The organism is Duganella callida (assembly GCF_004614165.1).
Taxonomy (GTDB): Bacteria; Pseudomonadota; Gammaproteobacteria; order Burkholderiales; family Burkholderiaceae_D; genus Rugamonas; species Rugamonas callida.
On the sequence record NZ_SPVG01000037.1, the window covers coordinates 1 to 17,109 of the forward strand.

Annotated in this window: 13 protein-coding genes; 7 read left to right on the forward strand and 6 right to left on the reverse strand. The window is 65.9% G+C overall.

Annotated elements, in window-relative coordinates; all coding sequences use genetic code 11:
* The 4 genes from E4L98_RS04025 to E4L98_RS04040 form a co-directional block, all read right to left on the reverse strand.
* Positions 1–261: diguanylate cyclase domain-containing protein (locus tag E4L98_RS04025; RefSeq protein WP_135200287.1), on the reverse strand; the 261-nt coding region annotated here is incomplete at its 3' end.
* Between the two features lie 65 nt (positions 262–326).
* Positions 327–2,495, reverse strand: coding sequence for a formylglycine-generating enzyme family protein (locus tag E4L98_RS04030; RefSeq protein ID WP_135200288.1), 2,169 nt, complete (start codon positions 2,493–2,495; stop codon positions 327–329).
* 83 nt (positions 2,496–2,578) lie between these two features.
* On the reverse strand, positions 2,579–3,196 hold the full coding sequence (locus E4L98_RS04035) for a TetR/AcrR family transcriptional regulator (RefSeq protein ID WP_135200289.1): 618 nt from the start codon (positions 3,194–3,196) through the stop codon (positions 2,579–2,581).
* A 166-nt stretch (positions 3,197–3,362) separates the two neighbouring features.
* A complete protein-coding gene (locus E4L98_RS04040; protein ID WP_135200290.1) occupies positions 3,363–3,953 on the reverse strand; it encodes a TetR/AcrR family transcriptional regulator in 591 nt (196 codons plus the stop codon).
* Between the two features lie 189 nt (positions 3,954–4,142).
* Between E4L98_RS04040 and E4L98_RS04045 the strand changes: the two genes are divergently transcribed.
* From E4L98_RS04045 to E4L98_RS04065, 5 genes are all read left to right on the forward strand, one after another.
* Entirely contained in the window at positions 4,143–5,240 is a 1,098-nt protein-coding gene (locus tag E4L98_RS04045) for an efflux RND transporter periplasmic adaptor subunit (protein WP_135200291.1), read from the forward strand.
* Positions 5,237–8,338, forward strand: a complete 3,102-nt coding sequence (locus E4L98_RS04050) for an efflux RND transporter permease subunit (protein WP_135200292.1) — start codon at positions 5,237–5,239, stop codon at positions 8,336–8,338. The genes E4L98_RS04045 and E4L98_RS04050 overlap by 4 nt, the downstream gene beginning before the upstream one ends.
* The gene (locus tag E4L98_RS04055) at positions 8,335–9,753 is read left to right on the forward strand and encodes an efflux transporter outer membrane subunit (protein ID WP_135200293.1); all 1,419 of its coding nucleotides are present in this window, start codon (positions 8,335–8,337) and stop codon (positions 9,751–9,753) included. Before E4L98_RS04050 ends, E4L98_RS04055 begins: the two co-directional genes overlap by 4 nt.
* Before the next feature lie 85 nt (positions 9,754–9,838).
* Entirely contained in the window at positions 9,839–10,603 is a 765-nt protein-coding gene (locus E4L98_RS04060; protein WP_135200294.1) for a cysteine hydrolase family protein, read from the forward strand.
* 9 nt (positions 10,604–10,612) lie between these two features.
* Positions 10,613–11,449 carry a helix-turn-helix domain-containing protein gene (locus tag E4L98_RS04065; protein WP_135200295.1) on the forward strand — a complete coding sequence of 279 codons (837 nt, stop codon included), beginning with the start codon at positions 10,613–10,615 and terminating at the stop codon, positions 11,447–11,449.
* On the opposite strand, the gene E4L98_RS04070 is transcribed toward E4L98_RS04065, so the two are convergent.
* Positions 11,432–12,934 (reverse strand): carboxylesterase/lipase family protein, encoded by a 1,503-nt coding sequence (locus tag E4L98_RS04070; protein WP_135200296.1) that lies wholly within the window; start codon positions 12,932–12,934, stop codon positions 11,432–11,434. The genes E4L98_RS04065 and E4L98_RS04070 overlap by 18 nt on opposite strands.
* Before the next feature lie 174 nt (positions 12,935–13,108).
* On the opposite strand from E4L98_RS04070, the gene E4L98_RS04075 reads away from it, so the two are divergent.
* On the forward strand, positions 13,109–13,987 hold the full coding sequence (locus E4L98_RS04075; RefSeq protein WP_205746655.1) for a glycoside hydrolase family 43 protein: 879 nt from the start codon (positions 13,109–13,111) through the stop codon (positions 13,985–13,987).
* Between the two features lie 82 nt (positions 13,988–14,069).
* On the forward strand, positions 14,070–15,347 hold the full coding sequence (gene pelA / locus E4L98_RS04080; RefSeq protein WP_205746656.1) for a pectate lyase: 1,278 nt from the start codon (positions 14,070–14,072) through the stop codon (positions 15,345–15,347).
* A gap of 7 nt (positions 15,348–15,354) precedes the next feature.
* Here the strand turns inward: pelA and E4L98_RS04085 are convergent, their stop codons facing one another.
* Entirely contained in the window at positions 15,355–17,088 is a 1,734-nt protein-coding gene (locus E4L98_RS04085) for a glycoside hydrolase family 28 protein (RefSeq protein WP_135200297.1), read from the reverse strand.
* Between the last annotated feature and the right edge of the window lie 21 nt (positions 17,089–17,109).

Below are 17,109 nucleotides of genomic sequence, written 5' to 3' on the forward strand. Positions count from 1 at the left end.
CAGCAAGCTGCGCGTGCCGAACCGTCTGGCCGGCATGGGCCTGCGGCTGGCGATGTCAGGGTGCCGGCCGGCGGTGGCGCGCAGCATGGCGTCGCCGTGGTCCTGGCCGTGCTGGTCGTTGATGGCCTGGAAGTTATCGAGGTTGATGAGCACCAGCGCGATGTGACTGTGCCCGCGCATCGAGCGCTGCAGTGCCGCCTGCAAACCTTCGCGGAATGCCATGCGGTCGGCCAGGCCGGTCAGTGGATCGAGCGTGCTCATAGTGTGTCCTTTCTAGCGTGAGCCACAGTATAAACTTTCCAATGAGAACGTAGTGTCCTGTAGCCCTATTCCGCATCGCTGACGCAGCGGAAGCCGACGGTGGCGGCGCGGTCGCGGCCCGGCGCCATCAGCAGCAGCTTGCCGTGCTGGTCGTTGCGGTAAGCCTGCGGAAAGTACCAGATCGAGCCCTGCGGACGGTACGCGCTGCCGCCGCGCAGAATGGCGAAGCGGGTGTGCTCGTCGCTGTACTCGTCGGTCCATTGCCAGACGTTGCCGACCATGTCCTGCACGCCGAACGGACTGGCGCCCTGCGGATGGGCGCCGACGTCGTCCGGCGCCGCCACTTCGCGGCCGGTGGCCGGCTTCGGCACGACGTCATCGCGCCAGCCGTCGCCCCACGGGTAGACGCGGCCGTCGCCACCGCTGGCCGCGTACTGCCATTCCCATTCATGCGGCAGGCGTTTGCCGGCCCAGGCGGCATACGCGCGCGCATCCTCCAGGCTGACCCAGGTCACCGGCTTGTCGGCCCAGCCGGCAGGGTAGCTGCCGTTGCGCCAGTGCTTGAGGAAGTTGGCGTCATCGGCCGGATGATAGTGGGTGGCGTCGATGAATGCCTTGAACCGGGCATTGCTCACCGGATGGCGGTCGATGAAGAAGCGCGCGATGCGCATGCCGTGCTGGTGGAAGCGGCGCGCGTCCGCTTCCCACGGATACTGCACGTCGACGCCGACGCCGTTGCCGCCTTCGATGGCCAGGCCGCGCACGCTGAAATCGAACTGGCCGGCCGGGATCTCGACCATGCCCTCGGGCGCCGTGCGTACCGGCCGGGTCGCGGCGATGGGCGTCAGGGTCTGCGCCAGCGGCTGCCATTGCGCCGGGTAGTCGCGCAGCGGCCTCGCGGTCAGGGCGCGCATCTGGTCCAGCCCGTCCTGCGGCGCGGTGCTGCTCATCAGGACCGCGCCGTAACCGTGCGCCTCGACGGCAAAGGACAACAGCACCTGGTCGCCATCACGCACCGGCTGCAGCTCGACGCCGTGGTAGGCGTCGAAATAACGCGCGCCCGGTTGATAAGGAGCGCTCAGCTGCACGCCGTCGCTGTCGTACTCGTTGCGGTTGACGATGGTCCACAGGGTGCCGTCCGCCAGCGGCCAGCGGCTGCTGAAGATGCCGTACTGGCGCATCGGATAATGCGGCTCCCACTCTGGGCTGACCAGGAAGCGCGCATACAGGCGCTCCAGCGTGGCAACGCGCCGGGTCGCCTCGCCGTCGCGCGCGGTGACGCCGTTCCAGATGCCCCAGATGTTTTCCCAGCTTTCCCAGCCCACGCCGTTGAAGAAGGCGAATTGCAGATCGTCGGTCTTGCCGCGGTTCCAGCGGTCGGAGATGTTCACCATGTGGCGCGGTTCCAGCCACTTGTAGCGGTCCACGTGCGGCGCGAACGGGAAGGTGTACTGGCCCCAGGTCATCAGGTTCCAGGCCAGCGCTTCGTCGGACGGCAGGCCCTCGGGCTGGAACACCAGCGGATGATTGATCCTGTCGGCGGCCTGGGTAAAGGCCAGCGGCACGCCGTCCTGGGTGTCGCCGTTGATGCCGTCGGCGCCGATTTCCGCCATCAGCGCCGCCAGTTCGTCCGGCCAGGAGCGGCCGATGGCGCGCGTGCCCTGGTCCCACAGCATCATCGGGAACATCACGCGCACGCCGCGCCGGTGGAAGTCGGCCACCATCCCCTTCACCGCCGGGATACCGCCCGGCAGCGAGCGCACCATGTCGATGGTGTTGCGCTCATCCAGGCCGATGTTGGGATAGGTCGGCCATACCAGCACGGCGTCGATGCCGCCGAAGCGCCGCTCCAGATCGTCCAGATAGCGGTCCACCGTGTACTTGCGGGTGACGGGGTCGTAAACATAGCGGTCTTCGACCATCATCTGCGCCTGCATGAAACTGGATTGGGTCCACGCCGAGGATGGCCGCGCATAGCGGCTGCCGTCGTAACCGATGCGGATGCGGCGCTCGTCGCGCCAGTGGCGCAAGTCCCGCAGCCAGTCGGCATGGTCGGCGGCGCTGCACGGATTCCACGGCCCCTCCCACGGCTGGTTCATGGTCGTGCAGGCCGGCGCCGGAATCGCCAGTTGGGTGTAGGAGGCGTGCGGCACGTAGCGGGTATCCTGCGCCTGGGACGGCAGCGCCGCGGCCAGCAACAGCGGCAGCAGACGTTTGTATGTGAACAGTTTCATGCGGGCGTTTTCTGTGAGCGAAAGGCCATTCTCGCCCACATGCGCGCGGCAACGCAAGGCTGCGCACCGCCCGTGGCGGACTGTCAGGCGCGCTGCGTCACCAGCGCGGCGCTGACAGGCGCGCTTTGCAACAGCATTTTCACCGTGTTTTCGGCGTTGGTCAGGATGGTGTCGGCGATTTTCCGGTCCGGCGCCAGGCCGGCAATCGACACGGCGCCGACGATCACGGACACGATGGACTCGGCCAGCCCCACGTAATCGGTGTAATCGAGCCGCATCAGACAGGCGGCAAACAGCTTGACGAAGCGCGAGTAACCGTCCAGCACCACGCCCTTGACCTGCTCGTCGGAGTGCCGCAATTCGCTGCCCAGGTTGACCAGCGGGCATAGCGCGCCCTGCTCGCTCGCGTCCAGCTGATGCAGGTACAGATGCACGATCAATTCGATCGCCTCGCGCGGCGACTTGCCGGTGGCGGCGGCATCGAAGCCGGCGAAGATCGCTTCGAAGGCGGCGGCGCTGGCCTCCGCCACCAGGTGCTCCTTCGATTCGAAGTGACGGTAAAAGCCGCCCTGCGTCATGCCGGCGGCCACCATCACATCGGCAATCGCGGTGGCGCCGATGCCGTGACGCAGAAATTCGCCGGAAGCCGCCGCCAGAATACGCTTGCGGGTTTCCGCCGCCTCGGCCTTGGACTTGCGCATATGATAATTTCCCAATCCTGTTTGATATAAATTGGATTATGATAGCCATCCAAATTTATTCAAGTCTTTTTTTGAAGCCCGGCACTTCATACACGCGCCATGGGGCCTGGCAAGGACGAACGCACCGGGGCGCCGTGGTCTATGCGCCGTCTGCGCCGTTTGACAGTTAAGCGATGCCGCTGTCCACCAACAGCCTCACGGTGTCCTCGGCGTTGGCCAGGATGGCCTCGCGCGCGGCCTGGTCGGAGCCCAGCTGCGACAAGGCCACCGCGCCGACGATGGTGGTAACGATCGCCTCCGCCACGCGCCGGCAATCGCGCACCGCCAGCTGCGCCAGATAGGAACCGAAGCGCCGCACCATGCGCGCATAACCTGCGTCGGCCACGGCCCTGATCTGCGGGTCGGCGTGACGCAGCTCGCTGGCCAGATTGGCCAATGGGCACAAACCATGGCCATCGCATACTTCCAGCTGGTGCAGATAGATGCGGACGATGATCTCCAGCGCCTCGCGCGGCGGCTTGCCGGCGACGGCGGCGTCGGACGCCGCCACGAACTCGCGGAAGGCCGCCTCGCTGGCCTCGGCGATCAACTGCTCCTTGGATTCGAAGTGACGGTAAAAGCCGCCCAGGGTCATCCCGGCGGCTTCCATGACATCCCCCACCCCGGCGCCGCTCAAACCGCGCCGGGGGAACACGCTGGATGCTACCGCAACAATACGTTTGCGGGTTTCGGCAGTTTCAGCTTTCGACTTCCTCATTTTGGGCCTGCATTGCTCACGCTAATTAGATTCCAATCATACGCCAAAAATAAATGCTCCGCGTGACGCGGTTCGATACAAAGCCGCAAAACCACTGTTTTCCCAGCACCGCCAAAAACATCTTGCAATTTATAGAGTACGTTGATACTCTATTTTACATGTCATTTAACATCTAAATTGAGGCCCATCATGAAACCGATACGCTTACCACTGCCGCCCCACAGTATCCTGGGCGCCGCCATGCTGCTGAGCCTGGCGGCTTGCAGCCGTCCCACCACCCCACCCGAAGGCCCCGCCAAGGTGGCCTGGTTCACCGCCGCGCCGGCCGATGCCGGCCAAGCGAGCTTCACCGGCGTGGTGCACGCGCGCACCGAGAGCAACCTGGGTTTCCGCGTCGCCGGCAAGGTAGTGGAACGCCTGGTCGATCCGGGCCAGAGCGTGCGCAAAGGCCAGCCGCTGATGCGCATCGATCCGGTCGACTATGAGCTGGCCGCCGCCGCCGCCCGCGCCGCCGTGGAAGCGGCACAGGCGCGCCAGGCGCAGGCCGTGGCCGAGGAAGCCCGCCTGCGCAAGCTGCTGGCCACCGGCGCGGTCTCCACCCAGGCTTACGAACAGGCCAAGGCGGCCGCCGACAGCGCCATCGCCCAGGCCAATGCCGAAGCGGCGCGCGCACGCCAGACCGAACACCAGCGCGATTACGCCGTGCTGCTGGCCGATATGGACGGCGTGGTGATGGAAGTCCCGGCCGACGCCGGCCAGGTGGTGGCCGCCGGCCAGACCGTGGTCAGGCTGGCGCGCGACGGCGCGCGCGAGGCGCTGGTCTACCTGCCGGAGAACGCCCTGACACTGGCGAAACAGCCGGCCAGCGCCGCGCTGTACAGCGAAGCCGGCCAGTCGTTCCCGGCCACGCTGCGCGAACTGGCCTCGGTGGCCGATCCGCAGACCCGCACCTATCTGGCGCGTTATACCCTGAGCGGCGCCGCAGCCCAGGCGCCGCTGGGCGCCACCGTCACCGTACGGATGGACGGCACGCCGCAATCGCAGATCAGCGTCCCGGTCAGCGCCCTGGTCGACCAGGGCAAGGGCACCGGCGTGTGGATCATCGACGGCAAGAATTCCACCGTCAGCCTGCGCGCTGTCAAGGTCGAGAAGCTGGGCGAGGAACAGGCGGTGCTGTCGCAAGGCCTGGCGCCGGGTGAACGCGCGGTCGCTTACGGCGGCCACCTGCTCAAGGCCGGCCAGAAAGTCAGCCTGCTGGCCGCCGTGAGAACCGGGAGCGGCTCATGAGCGCCTTCAACCTCTCCGCCTTGGGCGTACGCGAGCGCGCCATCACCCTGTTCCTGATCATCGCCGTGGTGGCGGCAGGCGCCTTCGCCTTCCTGCGACTGGGCCGCGCCGAAGACCCGACTTACGTGGTCAAGGTCATGACCATCACCGCCTCCTGGCCCGGCGCCACGGCGGAGGAAATGCAGCGCCAGGTGGCCGACCGCCTGGAAAAGCGCCTGCAGGAACTGGAAACCTACGACCGCGTGGAGTCGACTTCGCGCCCCGGCATCGTCATCATGAAGCTGTACCTGCGTGACGATACCGGGGCCAAGGCCGTCGAGGACAGCTTCTACCAGGTGCGCAAGAAGCTCGGCGATGAGGCCATCAACCTGCCGCGCGGCGTGATCGGCCCGATCATCAACGACGAATATTCGGACGTGTACTTTGCCCTGTTCTCGCTGACCGGCAGGCAGCTGCCGCATCGCCAGCTGGTGCTGCAGGCGGAAGACATCCGCCAGCGCCTGCTGCACGTGCCGGGCGTCCAGAAGGTCAACATCCTGGGCGAGCAGCAGCAAAAGATTTTCGTCGAAATCTCGCATCAGCGGCTGGCCACGCTCGGCATCAAGGCACAGGCGGTGATCGACGCGCTGGGCAAGCAGAACGACATCACCTCGGCCGGCTTCGTCGAAACCAGGGGACCGCGCGTGCAGCTGCGCCTCGATGGTGCCGTCAACAGCGTGGAAGCGATCAAACAGATCCCGCTCGCCGCCGGCGAGCGCACGCTCAAGCTGGGCGACGTGGCCGAAGTCAGGCGTGGTTATGAGGATCCGGCCAGCTTCGTCATCCGCAACCAGGGCGAGGCATCGCTGGACCTGGCGGTGGTGATGAAGAAGCGTTACAACGGCCTGGAACTGGGCAAGGCGCTCAAGGCGGAACAGCAGGCCATTAGCGCGGAACTGCCGACCGGTATCGCATTCCAGCTGGTGTCCGACCAGTCGCGCGCCATCACCGAATCCATCGATGAATTCATGATCAAGTTCGTGGTCGCGCTGGCCGTCGTGATCGTGGTCAGCCTGGCCACGCTGGGCTTCCGCGTCGGCCTGGTGGTGGCTGCCGCCGTGCCGCTGACCCTGGGCGCCGTGTTCATGATCATGCTGATGACCGGCCGCGATTTCGACCGCATCACCCTGGGCGCGCTGATCCTGTCGCTCGGCCTGCTGGTGGACGACGCCATCATCGCCATCGAAATGATGGTGGTGAAAATGGAAGAAGGCCTGGACCGCATCGCCGCCGCCACCTATGCCTGGAGCTCGACCGCCGCACCGATGTTGTCCGGCACCCTGTTGACCATCATCGGTTTCCTGCCGGTGGGTTTTGCCAAATCGACCGCCGGCGAATACGCGGGCAATATCTTCTGGGTGGTGGCCTTCTCGCTGCTGACCTCCTGGGTGGTGGCGGTCTATTTCATCCCCTACATGGGTGTGAAGATGCTGCCGGATATTCCGGTCAAGCACGGCGGCCACGACGCCATCTACAGCACGCCCAACTACCGGCGCCTGCGTGCCCTGGTGCGCTGGTGCGTGGACCATAAGTGGGTCACCGCCGGCATCACCGTGGCGCTGTTCCTGCTGGCCGGCGTCGGCATGGGCGCGGTGCAGAAGCAGTTCTTCCCCGATTCCGAGCGTCCGGAACTGACCATCGAAGTGAATCTGCCGCCGGGCAGTTCCTTCGGCGCCACCGAAACCGTGGTGCGCAATATCGAGAGCGCGCTGAAACAGGAAAAGGAAACCAAAATCGTCTCCAGCTACGTCGGCCAGGGCACGCCGCGCTTCTTCCTCGGCATCAATCCCGAGCTGCCGAATCCCGCCTACGCCCAGATGATCGTGCTGACCGAGAACGCCCACGACCGCAATGTGCTGAAGCTGAAAATGCAGAAGCTGATCGCCGACGGAAGCTTCCCGCAGGCCCGCGTACGCGCCACCCAGTTCGTGTTCGGACCGCCGGTGCCCTACCCGGTGCTGTTCCGCGTGACCGGTCCGGACCTCGCCCAGCTGCGTCCCATCGCCGAACAGGTGCGCGCCATCATGGAGCACAATCCGGACACCCGTGGCGCCCATCTGGACTGGGGCAATCTGACCCCGACCGAACATCTGGTGCTGGACCAGGAACGGCTGCGCCAGGTCGGCCTGAATCCGCGCGACGCCGCCAACCAATTGCAGGCGCTGTTGAACGGCCTGCCATCGACCCAGGTCCGCGAGGGTCTGCGCTCGGTGGAAGTGCTGATCCGCAGCCCGCGCAACGAAGGCACGGGTCTGAAGGATATCGCCAATCTGACGCTGACCACCGGCAGCGGCGCCTCCATCCCGCTGTCGCAGGTGGCGCATATCGAAACCCGCATGGAGGACGCGATACTGAAGCGCTACAACCGCGAACCGTTCATCGCCGTGCAGGCCGACGTGCGCGACGGCGCCCAGCCGCCTGACGTCACCAACGCCATCCTGCCCAAGCTGGCGCAACTGAAGGCCAGCCTGCCGGCCGGCTACCACATCGACACCGGCGGCTCGGTGGAAGAAAGCGCCAAGGCCGACGCCGCGCTGGCCAAGCTGTTCCCGCTGATGATCATCCTGATGCTGCTGGTGATCATGCTGCAGGTGCGCTCGTTCGCCACCATGTGGATGGTGTTCGCCACCGCGCCGCTGGGCCTGGTCGGCGCCGTGCCGACCCTGCTGCTGTTCGATAAACCGTTCGGCTTCAACGCCATCCTCGGCCTGATCGGCCTGGCCGGCATCCTGATGCGCAATACGCTGATCCTGGTCGACCAGATCCAGCACGACCTGGCGCATGGCGCGACCAGGTACGAAGCGGTGGTGGAATCGACCGTGCGCCGTGCCCGTCCCGTGATCCTGACCGCGGTGGCGGCCATGCTGGCCTTCATCCCGCTAACCCATTCCAGCTTCTGGGGGCCGCTGGCGTATGTGCTGATCGGTGGTGTCGGCGTCGGCACCGTGCTCACGCTGCTGTTCATGCCGGCCCTGTACTCGCTGTGGTTCAAGGTCAGCAAAAAAGATACCGCCCGTACCGAAGCTCCGATTCACCTCGTCCAACAGGAGGTAGCATGAAAACCGTCCTTCACACCGTGCCGCTGGTCCTGGCGGGCCTGCTGCTGTCGGCCTGCTCGCTGGCGCCGACCTACGTACGCCCAGCCTCGCCGGTGGCCGCCGACTGGCCGGCGCCAGCCGGCATCGCCGCCAACGGCCAGGCCGCGCACGACATCCGCTGGCAGGACTTCTTCCAGGACGAGAAGCTGAAACAGGTGATCGCCATCGCCCTGGAGCACAACCGCGACCTGCGCGTGGCGACGCTGAACATCGAGCGCGCCCGCGCCCTGTATCAGGTGCAGTCGGCCGACCGTCTGCCCACCTTGAACGCCGGCCTGTCCGGCGCCCGCCAGCGCCTGCCGGACTCGGTGGCGCCCGGCGGCCGGGGCGGCGTCAACAGCAGCTATACCGCCGGCGTCGGTGTCACCGCCTTCGAACTCGATCTGTTCGGCAGCGTGCGCAACCTCAGCCAGGCGGCGCTGGAACGCTACGCCGCCACCGAGGAAGCGCAGCGCGCCGCGCAAATCAGCCTGGTGGCGGAGGTGGCCAGCGTCTACGAAGCCGTGCTGGCCGATGAACGCCTGCTGGCCCTGAGCCAGCAGACGCTGGCCAGCCGCACCGAATCCCATCAGCGCCAGATCGCGATGCGCCAGCAAGGCGCCAGTTCGGAATATGACCTGCGCCAGTCGGAATCGTTGCTGCAGGCGGCGCGCGCGGCCCAGGCCCAGGCCAGCCGCCAGCGCGCGCTGGACGAAAATGCGCTGACAGTGCTGGCCGGCCGTCCGCTCCCGCCCGAGCTGTTGCCGGCGCAAGGCGCGTCCTGGGACAGCAAGGCCATGGCCGAACTGCCCGCCGGTCTGCCGTCGGAACTGCTGACATCACGGCCCGACATACGCCGCCAGGAGGCACTGCTACGCGCCGCCAACGCCAATATCGGCGTGGCGCGCGCCGCCTTCTTCCCGCGCATCACGCTGACCGGCGCCTTCGGCTCGTCCAGCGACGAGCTTTCCGGTCTGTTCGACGCCGGCAGCCGCTCCTGGAGTTTCCTGCCGCAGATTTCGCTGCCCATCTTCGACGGCGGCCGCAATCGCGCCAACCTGAACGTGGCCAGGGCCGACAAGGACATCGCCATCGCGCAGTACGACAAGGCCATCCAGGTGGCCTTCCGCGAGGTGGCCGATGCGCTGGCCGGGCGCGCCACCCTGGGAGAGGAGCTGGATGCGGTCAAGGCCCAGGAAAGCGCCGAACAGGTACGCTACGACCTGGCCAGACAGCGCTACGACGCCGGCCAGTCCAGTTACCTGGAATACCTGGACGCGCAACGCTCGCTGTTCAGCGCCCAGCAGCAGACCATCCGCACCAATCTGGCGGAACTGCAGAACCGCATCGTGTTGTACAAGGCGCTGGGCGGCGGCTGGCGCGGCGGCGCGGCATAACGGAACGAATCAGCACCCCGGATGAACCAATTCGTTCCGGGGTGCCGGTATCGTAAAGGCTCCTGACACTCACCGGAGCACACCTATGAAACGCATCCTTACCCTGGCAGCCTCTCTGCTGATCGCCGGCGCCACCGCCGCCGCCAGCAGCGCCGATCCTTACGCCGGCCCGGACAAGCCGGCGCTGCCCGCCTCCACCTTCAAATGGGACGCCAGCCGCACCGCCATGGTGGTGATCGATCCGCAGATCGATTTCATGAGTCCCAAAGGCGCCTCCTGGGCGCTGGTCGGCGAAAGCGTGACGGAACAGAAGCTGGTGCCGCATTTGCTGCAGCTGTTCGCCGCCACCAAGCGTGCCGGCATCCCGGTCGCCATCTCGCCGCACTACTATTACCCGCATGACCACAAGTGGAAGTTCGCCGCACCGATCGAAACCGCGCAGCACCAGCTGCACATGTTCGACCGCCACGGCGCGCTGACGCTGGACGGCTTCCGCGGGTCGGGCGCCGACTTCATGCCCGAGTTCAAGCAGTACATCGAAGACGGCGAGACCATCATCGCCGCGCCGCACAAGCTGTACGGCCCGCAGAGCAACGATCTGATGCTACAGTTACGCAAACAAGGCATCGACAAGATCATTTTGACCGGCATGGCCTCCAACCTGTGCGTGGAATCGCATCTGCGCGAATTCCTGGAGCGCGGCTTTGAAGTGGTGGTGGTGCGCGACGCGGTGGCTGGTCCCAAGCTGCCGGACGGCGACGGCTACAGCAGCGCGCTGGTCAACTTCCGCTACATCGCCAATGCCGTGATGACCACGGACCAGGTGCTGAAACTGATCGACAAAAAGTAGGAACTTGCCATGACACTCAGCCTGGATCAGGCGCTCGGACAACTGGACATCACGGCCACGGCGTTCCGGCGCATCACGCTGGCCGACGACGTCCTGCCGCATGCCGCTTGCGGGCAAGTGCATTTTGTCGCGGTCTTGGCTGGCAGCGGCGTGCTGCAACTGACGGCTGGCCCGCTGGCGGTCACGGCCGGCCAGCTGCTGCTGTTACCCGGCGATGCGGCGCCGCAGCCCGGCCGCGGCATCGCCTCCGGGCTCACGCTGGCGCACGGGCTGCTCGGCGCCAGCCTGCTCGACGGCCGCAGCCTGTTCGACTTCCTCGCGCTGCCGCACACACTTGAGGCGGACGGCACGGAACTGTTCACCGGCGCCATTCCCGAACTGCTGCGCGAATCGGCCTATGGCGGTCCGGGATCGGGCGCCATCATCACCTGCCTGGCGCGGCGACTGGTGACGGCGCTGGTGCGCGACGCCTGGCCGCAAACCGGAGCCATACCGCCGGCGCAGGTGGTCACCCGGCGCCAGCGCCTGCGGCAGATCGTCGACCTGATGTACAAGGACCCGGGCCGCGACTACACGCTGGACGGCCTGGCGGATGCGGCGGCCATGAGCCGCACCGTGTTTCACCGTGAGTTTGTCGCCTGCTATGGCAGTTCGCCGCTGGTCATGCTGCGCACCCTGCGTCTGAAGCGCGCGGAAGAACTGCTGCGCCAGACCGACATGCCGGTCAAGACCATCACCGCGCGGCTGGGCTACCGCAGCCGCAGCCACTTCAGCAAACTGTTCAAGGACGCCTACGGCATCGACCCGGAACAGTTTCGCCGGCAGCGCTCACTCCCTGCCGAATAAGGCAAAATCGGGCAGCTGATGCTGCCCGCCGATGCGCAGCACGGTGGCTTGATCGCCGGTGTAGCGCGGCCACGCCGGCAAGCCCTTGCCGTTCGGGTTGCCGCTGCGGGCGAAGTTGACCCAGGTGGTGGCCAGGCGATCCGCCAGCTGACGGTCAGTGCCGGTCCAGGCGCGCGGATCCTGTGCCAGGTTGTCGAACACGTAGCGGATTTCCGCGCCATGGCCGGCGCCGCAGCCGTAGCCGCACGGCGTGGCCGGCGTGGCCGGCTGGTGGCTGAAGAAGTAGGCATAGGCCGGCGAACGCCCATATCTGGCCTGCAGATCGGCCCAGTAAATCATGCGCCAGCCCCACCAGTCCGTGGTCAGCTTATCGATCGAGGTTTTCGCCTGTGCGTCGGTGGCGCCGGGATAGGCGGCCAGCAACGCGGAGCTTGGCGCATATCCGAGCAATCGGGCCGCCAGTTCGCGATGCCGGGCGGTGGTGAATTCGCTGGTGCCCAGAATCTCCGGCGCCAGATCCTTGCCCTCCTCGGCGTTCCAGCCGACCAGCAAGGGCACATCATTCTGGCGATGATTGCGGTAGGTAGTCGTCATGTCTTCGCGCAGCAGATAGCCGTCCACCACCACGTCCGATTTCCAGGACGGCTTGTGCAGGTCCGCCACGCTCATGGCGCGCAGCGCGCGCAAATCCCTGGCGCCGACCGATTTGGCCAGCGCCAGCCCCTTGGCCCCGCCAGCCTTGCTGTCGAAGGGGCTGTCAACGGCGCTATTGGGCGCGGCAAAATTGCCGCTTTCGCCGATCGCGCTCTGGAACAGGCCCTTGCCCAGTGGGGACGCCATCAGGATGGCCACCGAGGCGGCGCCGGCCGATTCACCGACGATCATCACGCGATCGGGATCGCCGCCGAATGCCGCAACGTTTTCCTTTACCCATTTCAGCGCAGCCACCTGATCCAGCAAGCCCTGATTGCCGCTGGCATGCACCGGCGACTCGGCGGTCAGCTCGGGATGGGCGAAGAAGCCGAAGATGCCGAGCCGGTAGTTGATGGTGACCACGACGGCGCCACGACCGGCCAGGTTGGTGCCGTCATATCCCTTCTGGGCGCCGCTGCCGCCGTAATAACCGCCGCCGTGTATCCAGAAAATCACCGGCAGCTTATCTGCCTGCCGCGGCGCCCAGATGTTCAGATACAGGCAGTCTTCGCTCTTGGTTTCGGTGATCCAGACCGCGGTCTGGGCGCAGGCGGGCGCGAAGCTGCCGGCCTGACGCACGCCCTTCCACGGCACCACAGGTTGCGGCTCGCGCCAACGCAGCTCCCCCACCGGAGGCGCGGCGTAGGGGATGCCGAAGTAAGTATTCAACCCGCCAGCCCGCAGACCGGCGATCTCGCCGCCGGTGACCCTGACCGGTGCAGTGGATTCAGCCGCCGCCGAGGCAGCGGCCAGGCAAAGAGCGACCAGACCGATCGCGCGCGTAACTTTCATGACGTCTCCTGTTTGATTTATGCGGAGAGATTACCCCGTTTCTCCACCCGGCCGAGTGCGAATTTCATCAAGCCGGGTTTCGAAATTTACCAAAACAATATCCCTGCGCGACAAAAAGTTATTGGATGCCGGCGCGCTTCCGGCACATCATTACAGAAAAACCAAGGAGACACGATGAAACTGGCTTGCGCGCTCGCCGCCGCACTGATGATGTCCGGGCCGTCCGCAGCGGATTTCCACAATCCGCTGGTGCCGCAGCGTGCGGACCCGCAGGTGGAACTGCACAGCGACGGCTATTACTATTACACCGCCACCGTCCCCGAATACGACCGCATCGAACTGCGGCGGGTGAAGGATCTGAATGACCTGGGCCGGGCCGAACCGAAAGTCATCTGGCGCAAGCATGATGCGGGGCTCATGAGCGCCAACATCTGGGCGCCGGAGATCCACTACATCGACGGTCGCTGGTATCTCTACTTCACCGCCAGCCGTGTCGACGCGCCGTTCGATATCCGGCTCTACGTGCTGGAGAACCCGTCGCCCAATCCGCTGGAAGGCGCATGGACCGAGCGCGGTCAGATCAAGACCGGCTGGGAATCGTTCTCGCTGGACGCCACCACCTTCGCCATCGGCCAGCAGCGCTACTTGGTCTGGACCCAGCGTCCGCCCGGCGCCGAGCAGCATCTGACGGCGATCTACATGGCCACCTATTCCGCCAGCGCCACCGACGCCAACTACGCCATGGGCATGCTGACCGCCGACGCCGGCGCCGACCTGCTCGACCCGCGCTCATGGAAAAAGTCATCGGTGCCGGTGCTGGCCAGCAGCGCGCAAAATGGCCAGTATGGTCCGGGCCACAACGGCTTCACCACCACACCTGACGGCAAGCAGGACATCCTGATCTACCATGCCCGCAACTACCGCGACATCGCCGGCAACCCGCTCAAGGACCCCAACCGCAACACCCGCGCCCAGATCATCCATTGGCGCGCCGACGGTACGCCCGATTTCGGCGTACCGGTGCCGGACGATCCTGCAGCCATGCTCCGTTGACCGGCGCAGAGCGGGATTTTTCCGCAATCGCTCATTGACTTGACGCCTTTTGCGCGCCTGGCTTGCTATCATCAGAGATACCATGACCATTCCAGCCGCGCGCATGAAAACCTGTCTGCTGATCGCCCTGGCGCTTGCCTTTCCCGTCCACGCGGCCGTAGTGGGCCACACGGTCCCCGCCACCGCGCTGACCGATGCACGGGTCGTCGGCCGGCCCGAATGGGAAAGCTATCTGGCCCGATCCCGCGCGCGCATGGCGGCCGACAGGGCAGCCTTCCGCGCCGAACGCGTACAAGCATTGCCGGCCACCGTGATGGAATCTTCGGGTGGCGGAAAGACCATGCCGCTCGACCGTCCCGCAGCGTGGTATGCCTCCTCCGAAGCGCGCCACGTGGCCGACGTCATTGTCAGTTATCAGACGCCGGCCGGCGGCTGGAGCAAGAACATGGCGCGCGATGGCGCCCAGCGCCAGCCCGGCCAGCCCTACGTCGCCGGCCACACCAGCAAGGCGCCCGACAGCGTGCCGTGGGACTGGGTCGGCACCTTCGACAACGATGCCACCATCACCGAGATGCGCTTCCTGGCACGGGTCGCCAGCCAGGCGCCCGGCGCCGAAGGCGAAGTTTACCGCGCCAGCTTCCTGCGCGGCCTGCAGTACACGCTCGGCGCCCAGTACCCGAACGGCGGCTGGCCGCAGATCTATCCGCTGCAAGGCGGCTACCACGACGCCATCACCTACAACGACGACGCCATGGTCAACATCGCCACGCTGCTCTCGGCCATCGCCGCCGGCCAGGACGATTACGCCTTCGTGCCGCCGGCCCGGCGCAGCCAGGCAGCCGAGGCGGAACGCCGCGCCGTCGCCTACATCCTCGCCACGCAAGTCAGCATCGCCGGCAGCCTGACCGCCTGGTCGCAGCAATACGATCCGATCACGCTCAGGCCTGTGGGCGCGCGCAACTTCGAGCCGGACGCCCTGTCCAGCGCCGAAAGTTCCGGCCTGCTTGTATATCTGATGCAGATAGAACGACCGACGCCGCAAATCATGGCCGCCATCGAAGCCGGCGTCAAATGGCTGCAGGCGACCGCCATCACCGGCCACGCCTGGCAAAAGACACCGCAAGGCCGGGCGCTGGTCGAACAGCCAGGCGCCCCGCTGCTGTGGGCCCGCTACATCAGCCTTGAAACAGGCAAACCGGTGTTTGGCGACCGCGACCTGACGCTGCACGACGACGTACGCGAAATCTCGGCCGAACGCCGCGACGGCTACGCCTGGTATGGCAGCTACAGCCAGAAAGCCCTCACCGCCTACCAGAAATGGCAGAACTCCGGGGTCAGGTCCGGCAATCGCCCGACCTGACCCCGGATTATTGGTTGTAGGTTTTGCCGGCGATGCGCACGTTGCGCAGTTTGAGGCCGTCGACGTTGTAGGCGAACCAGGGCTGCTCGCGGTTGCGCGGCGTGCCGAAGTCGGAGTCGCTGATGCTGATGTTCGACACCGGCAGCACCGGCGTGCCCGCCGCGCCGTTGAAACTGCCGGCCACCGGTCCCAGGATCACCATCGCCTGGTAGCACGAGTAATCGCCGTCCGCAGTCTTTGCATTGGCCACCCGCACATTCGAGATGTGCACGTCCGATACCTGCGGCGGACGATTGCGTACACTGTCGTCACCGGGCGCGTAATCGCAGTCGATGGTGATCACCGCGCCACCGCTGGTGGACACGATCTGCCCCTCCAGCGCGGAACCGGGCAGCATCTTGTACGAATGGCCGCGCGTCTGCACACCGTTCGGCAAGGTCACGTCGCGCACGTAGAAGTGACGCAGGAAGCCGCCACGATTCATGTTGCTCTTCATGCGGATCGCCGTGCCCAGCGGGTTGTCCTGCCAGAAGGCGTTGCGGAACTCGATTTTCTGCGCATACACATGCTCGATGCCGGCCGCCATCTCGCTGCCCAACGTGACGCCGCCATGGCCGCTGTTCATGATGGAGTTCTGTATCACCACGTTGCGCGTCGGCCCATATTGCGTATCGCGGTTCTTGCCAGACTTGATGGCGATGCAGTCGTCGCCGTTGTTGAACAGGCAGCCGTCCACCAGCACCGTGTCACAGGACTCGGGATCGAAGCCGTCCGAGTTCGGGCCGATGCTGTCCATGCGCACCTTGCTGAAGTGCACATTCCGGCAGTTCACCGGGTGGTGTATCCAGAACGGTGTGTTCATCACCAGATAGCCCTCCAGCAGCACATCGGTACAGTCGATGAATTCCACCATGCTGGGACGCAGATAGTGACCGAGGCCGAACACGCGGCGTTCGGCCGGTATGCCCGCTTCGGACAGAATGGGCAAAAATTTGTCGTCCGAACGCCAGTCGGGCCGGATCTGCGCCGCATTCGGCACCAGCTCTTCCGGATTATTCGGATTCGGCTTGTTCTGATGCAGGGCGCCCGGCAGCGCCGCCACCGGATTCATGCCCCACCAGCAGCCGCCGCTGCCGTCCTCGAACGGCACGCCGGCCTGGCCGTCGATGATGCTGGTCCAGTCGTCGCCGGTGAAGGCGATGTTCTTCTGCCCACGCGCATACACCATCGGCGAGAAGTTCAGGCAGTCGTTGCCCTGCCAGCGCGACAGCACCAGTTTGCCGTTGGCGCCGCAGTCGACATCGCCGTCACGCGCGAAGTCCCGCGGATTGGCGCTGAAGAAGACGCGCGCACCAGCCGCCAGGTGCACGTGCACATTCGACAGCAGCACGATCGGTCCCTTGCAGTACCAGTTCCCGGCCGGGATCAGCACCCTGCCGCCACCGGCCTTGTGGGCGGCGGCGATGGCGGCGCGGATGGCGGGATACGCGTCGGGCGATTGCGGCGCCGGCGTTTGCAGCTGGCCCTTCTTGCGCATCTCGACCAGTCCGTCCACCTGCACCAGCCCACAGGCTTGGGCGCCAAAGCTGGTGATGACGAAGTCCCGGGCCGGAAAACCGAGCGGCTTGGCGAAGGTGTCGATGATCCGCTGCGCGCGCGCCCACGGGTCGGCGACGGCCGCCGCCAGTCCGCGCAAGGGCAGACTGGTGACGGCCAACACGCTGGCGGCGGATTTCAACATGGCGCGGCGCCCCGAGGAAGA

Excerpts from the sequence above, each read along its gene's own strand:
- E4L98_RS04040 (WP_135200290.1), bottom strand. The coding sequence starts at position 3,953 with ATGAGGAAGTCGAAAGCTGAAACTGCCGAAACCCGCAAACGTATTGTT.
- E4L98_RS04045 (WP_135200291.1), top strand. The coding sequence starts at position 4,143 with ATGAAACCGATACGCTTACCACTGCCGCCCCACAGTATCCTGGGCGCC.
- pelA (WP_205746656.1), top strand. The coding sequence starts at position 14,070 with ATGACCATTCCAGCCGCGCGCATGAAAACCTGTCTGCTGATCGCCCTG.
- E4L98_RS04035 (WP_135200289.1), bottom strand. The coding sequence starts at position 3,196 with ATGCGCAAGTCCAAGGCCGAGGCGGCGGAAACCCGCAAGCGTATTCTG.
- E4L98_RS04030 (WP_135200288.1), bottom strand. The coding sequence starts at position 2,495 with ATGAAACTGTTCACATACAAACGTCTGCTGCCGCTGTTGCTGGCCGCG.
- E4L98_RS04060 (WP_135200294.1), top strand. The coding sequence starts at position 9,839 with ATGAAACGCATCCTTACCCTGGCAGCCTCTCTGCTGATCGCCGGCGCC.
- E4L98_RS04075 (WP_205746655.1), top strand. The coding sequence starts at position 13,109 with ATGAAACTGGCTTGCGCGCTCGCCGCCGCACTGATGATGTCCGGGCCG.
- E4L98_RS04070 (WP_135200296.1), bottom strand. The coding sequence starts at position 12,934 with ATGAAAGTTACGCGCGCGATCGGTCTGGTCGCTCTTTGCCTGGCCGCT.
- E4L98_RS04055 (WP_135200293.1), top strand. The coding sequence starts at position 8,335 with ATGAAAACCGTCCTTCACACCGTGCCGCTGGTCCTGGCGGGCCTGCTG.
- E4L98_RS04050 (WP_135200292.1), top strand. The coding sequence starts at position 5,237 with ATGAGCGCCTTCAACCTCTCCGCCTTGGGCGTACGCGAGCGCGCCATC.
- E4L98_RS04065 (WP_135200295.1), top strand. The coding sequence starts at position 10,613 with ATGACACTCAGCCTGGATCAGGCGCTCGGACAACTGGACATCACGGCC.
- E4L98_RS04085 (WP_135200297.1), bottom strand. The coding sequence starts at position 17,088 with ATGTTGAAATCCGCCGCCAGCGTGTTGGCCGTCACCAGTCTGCCCTTG.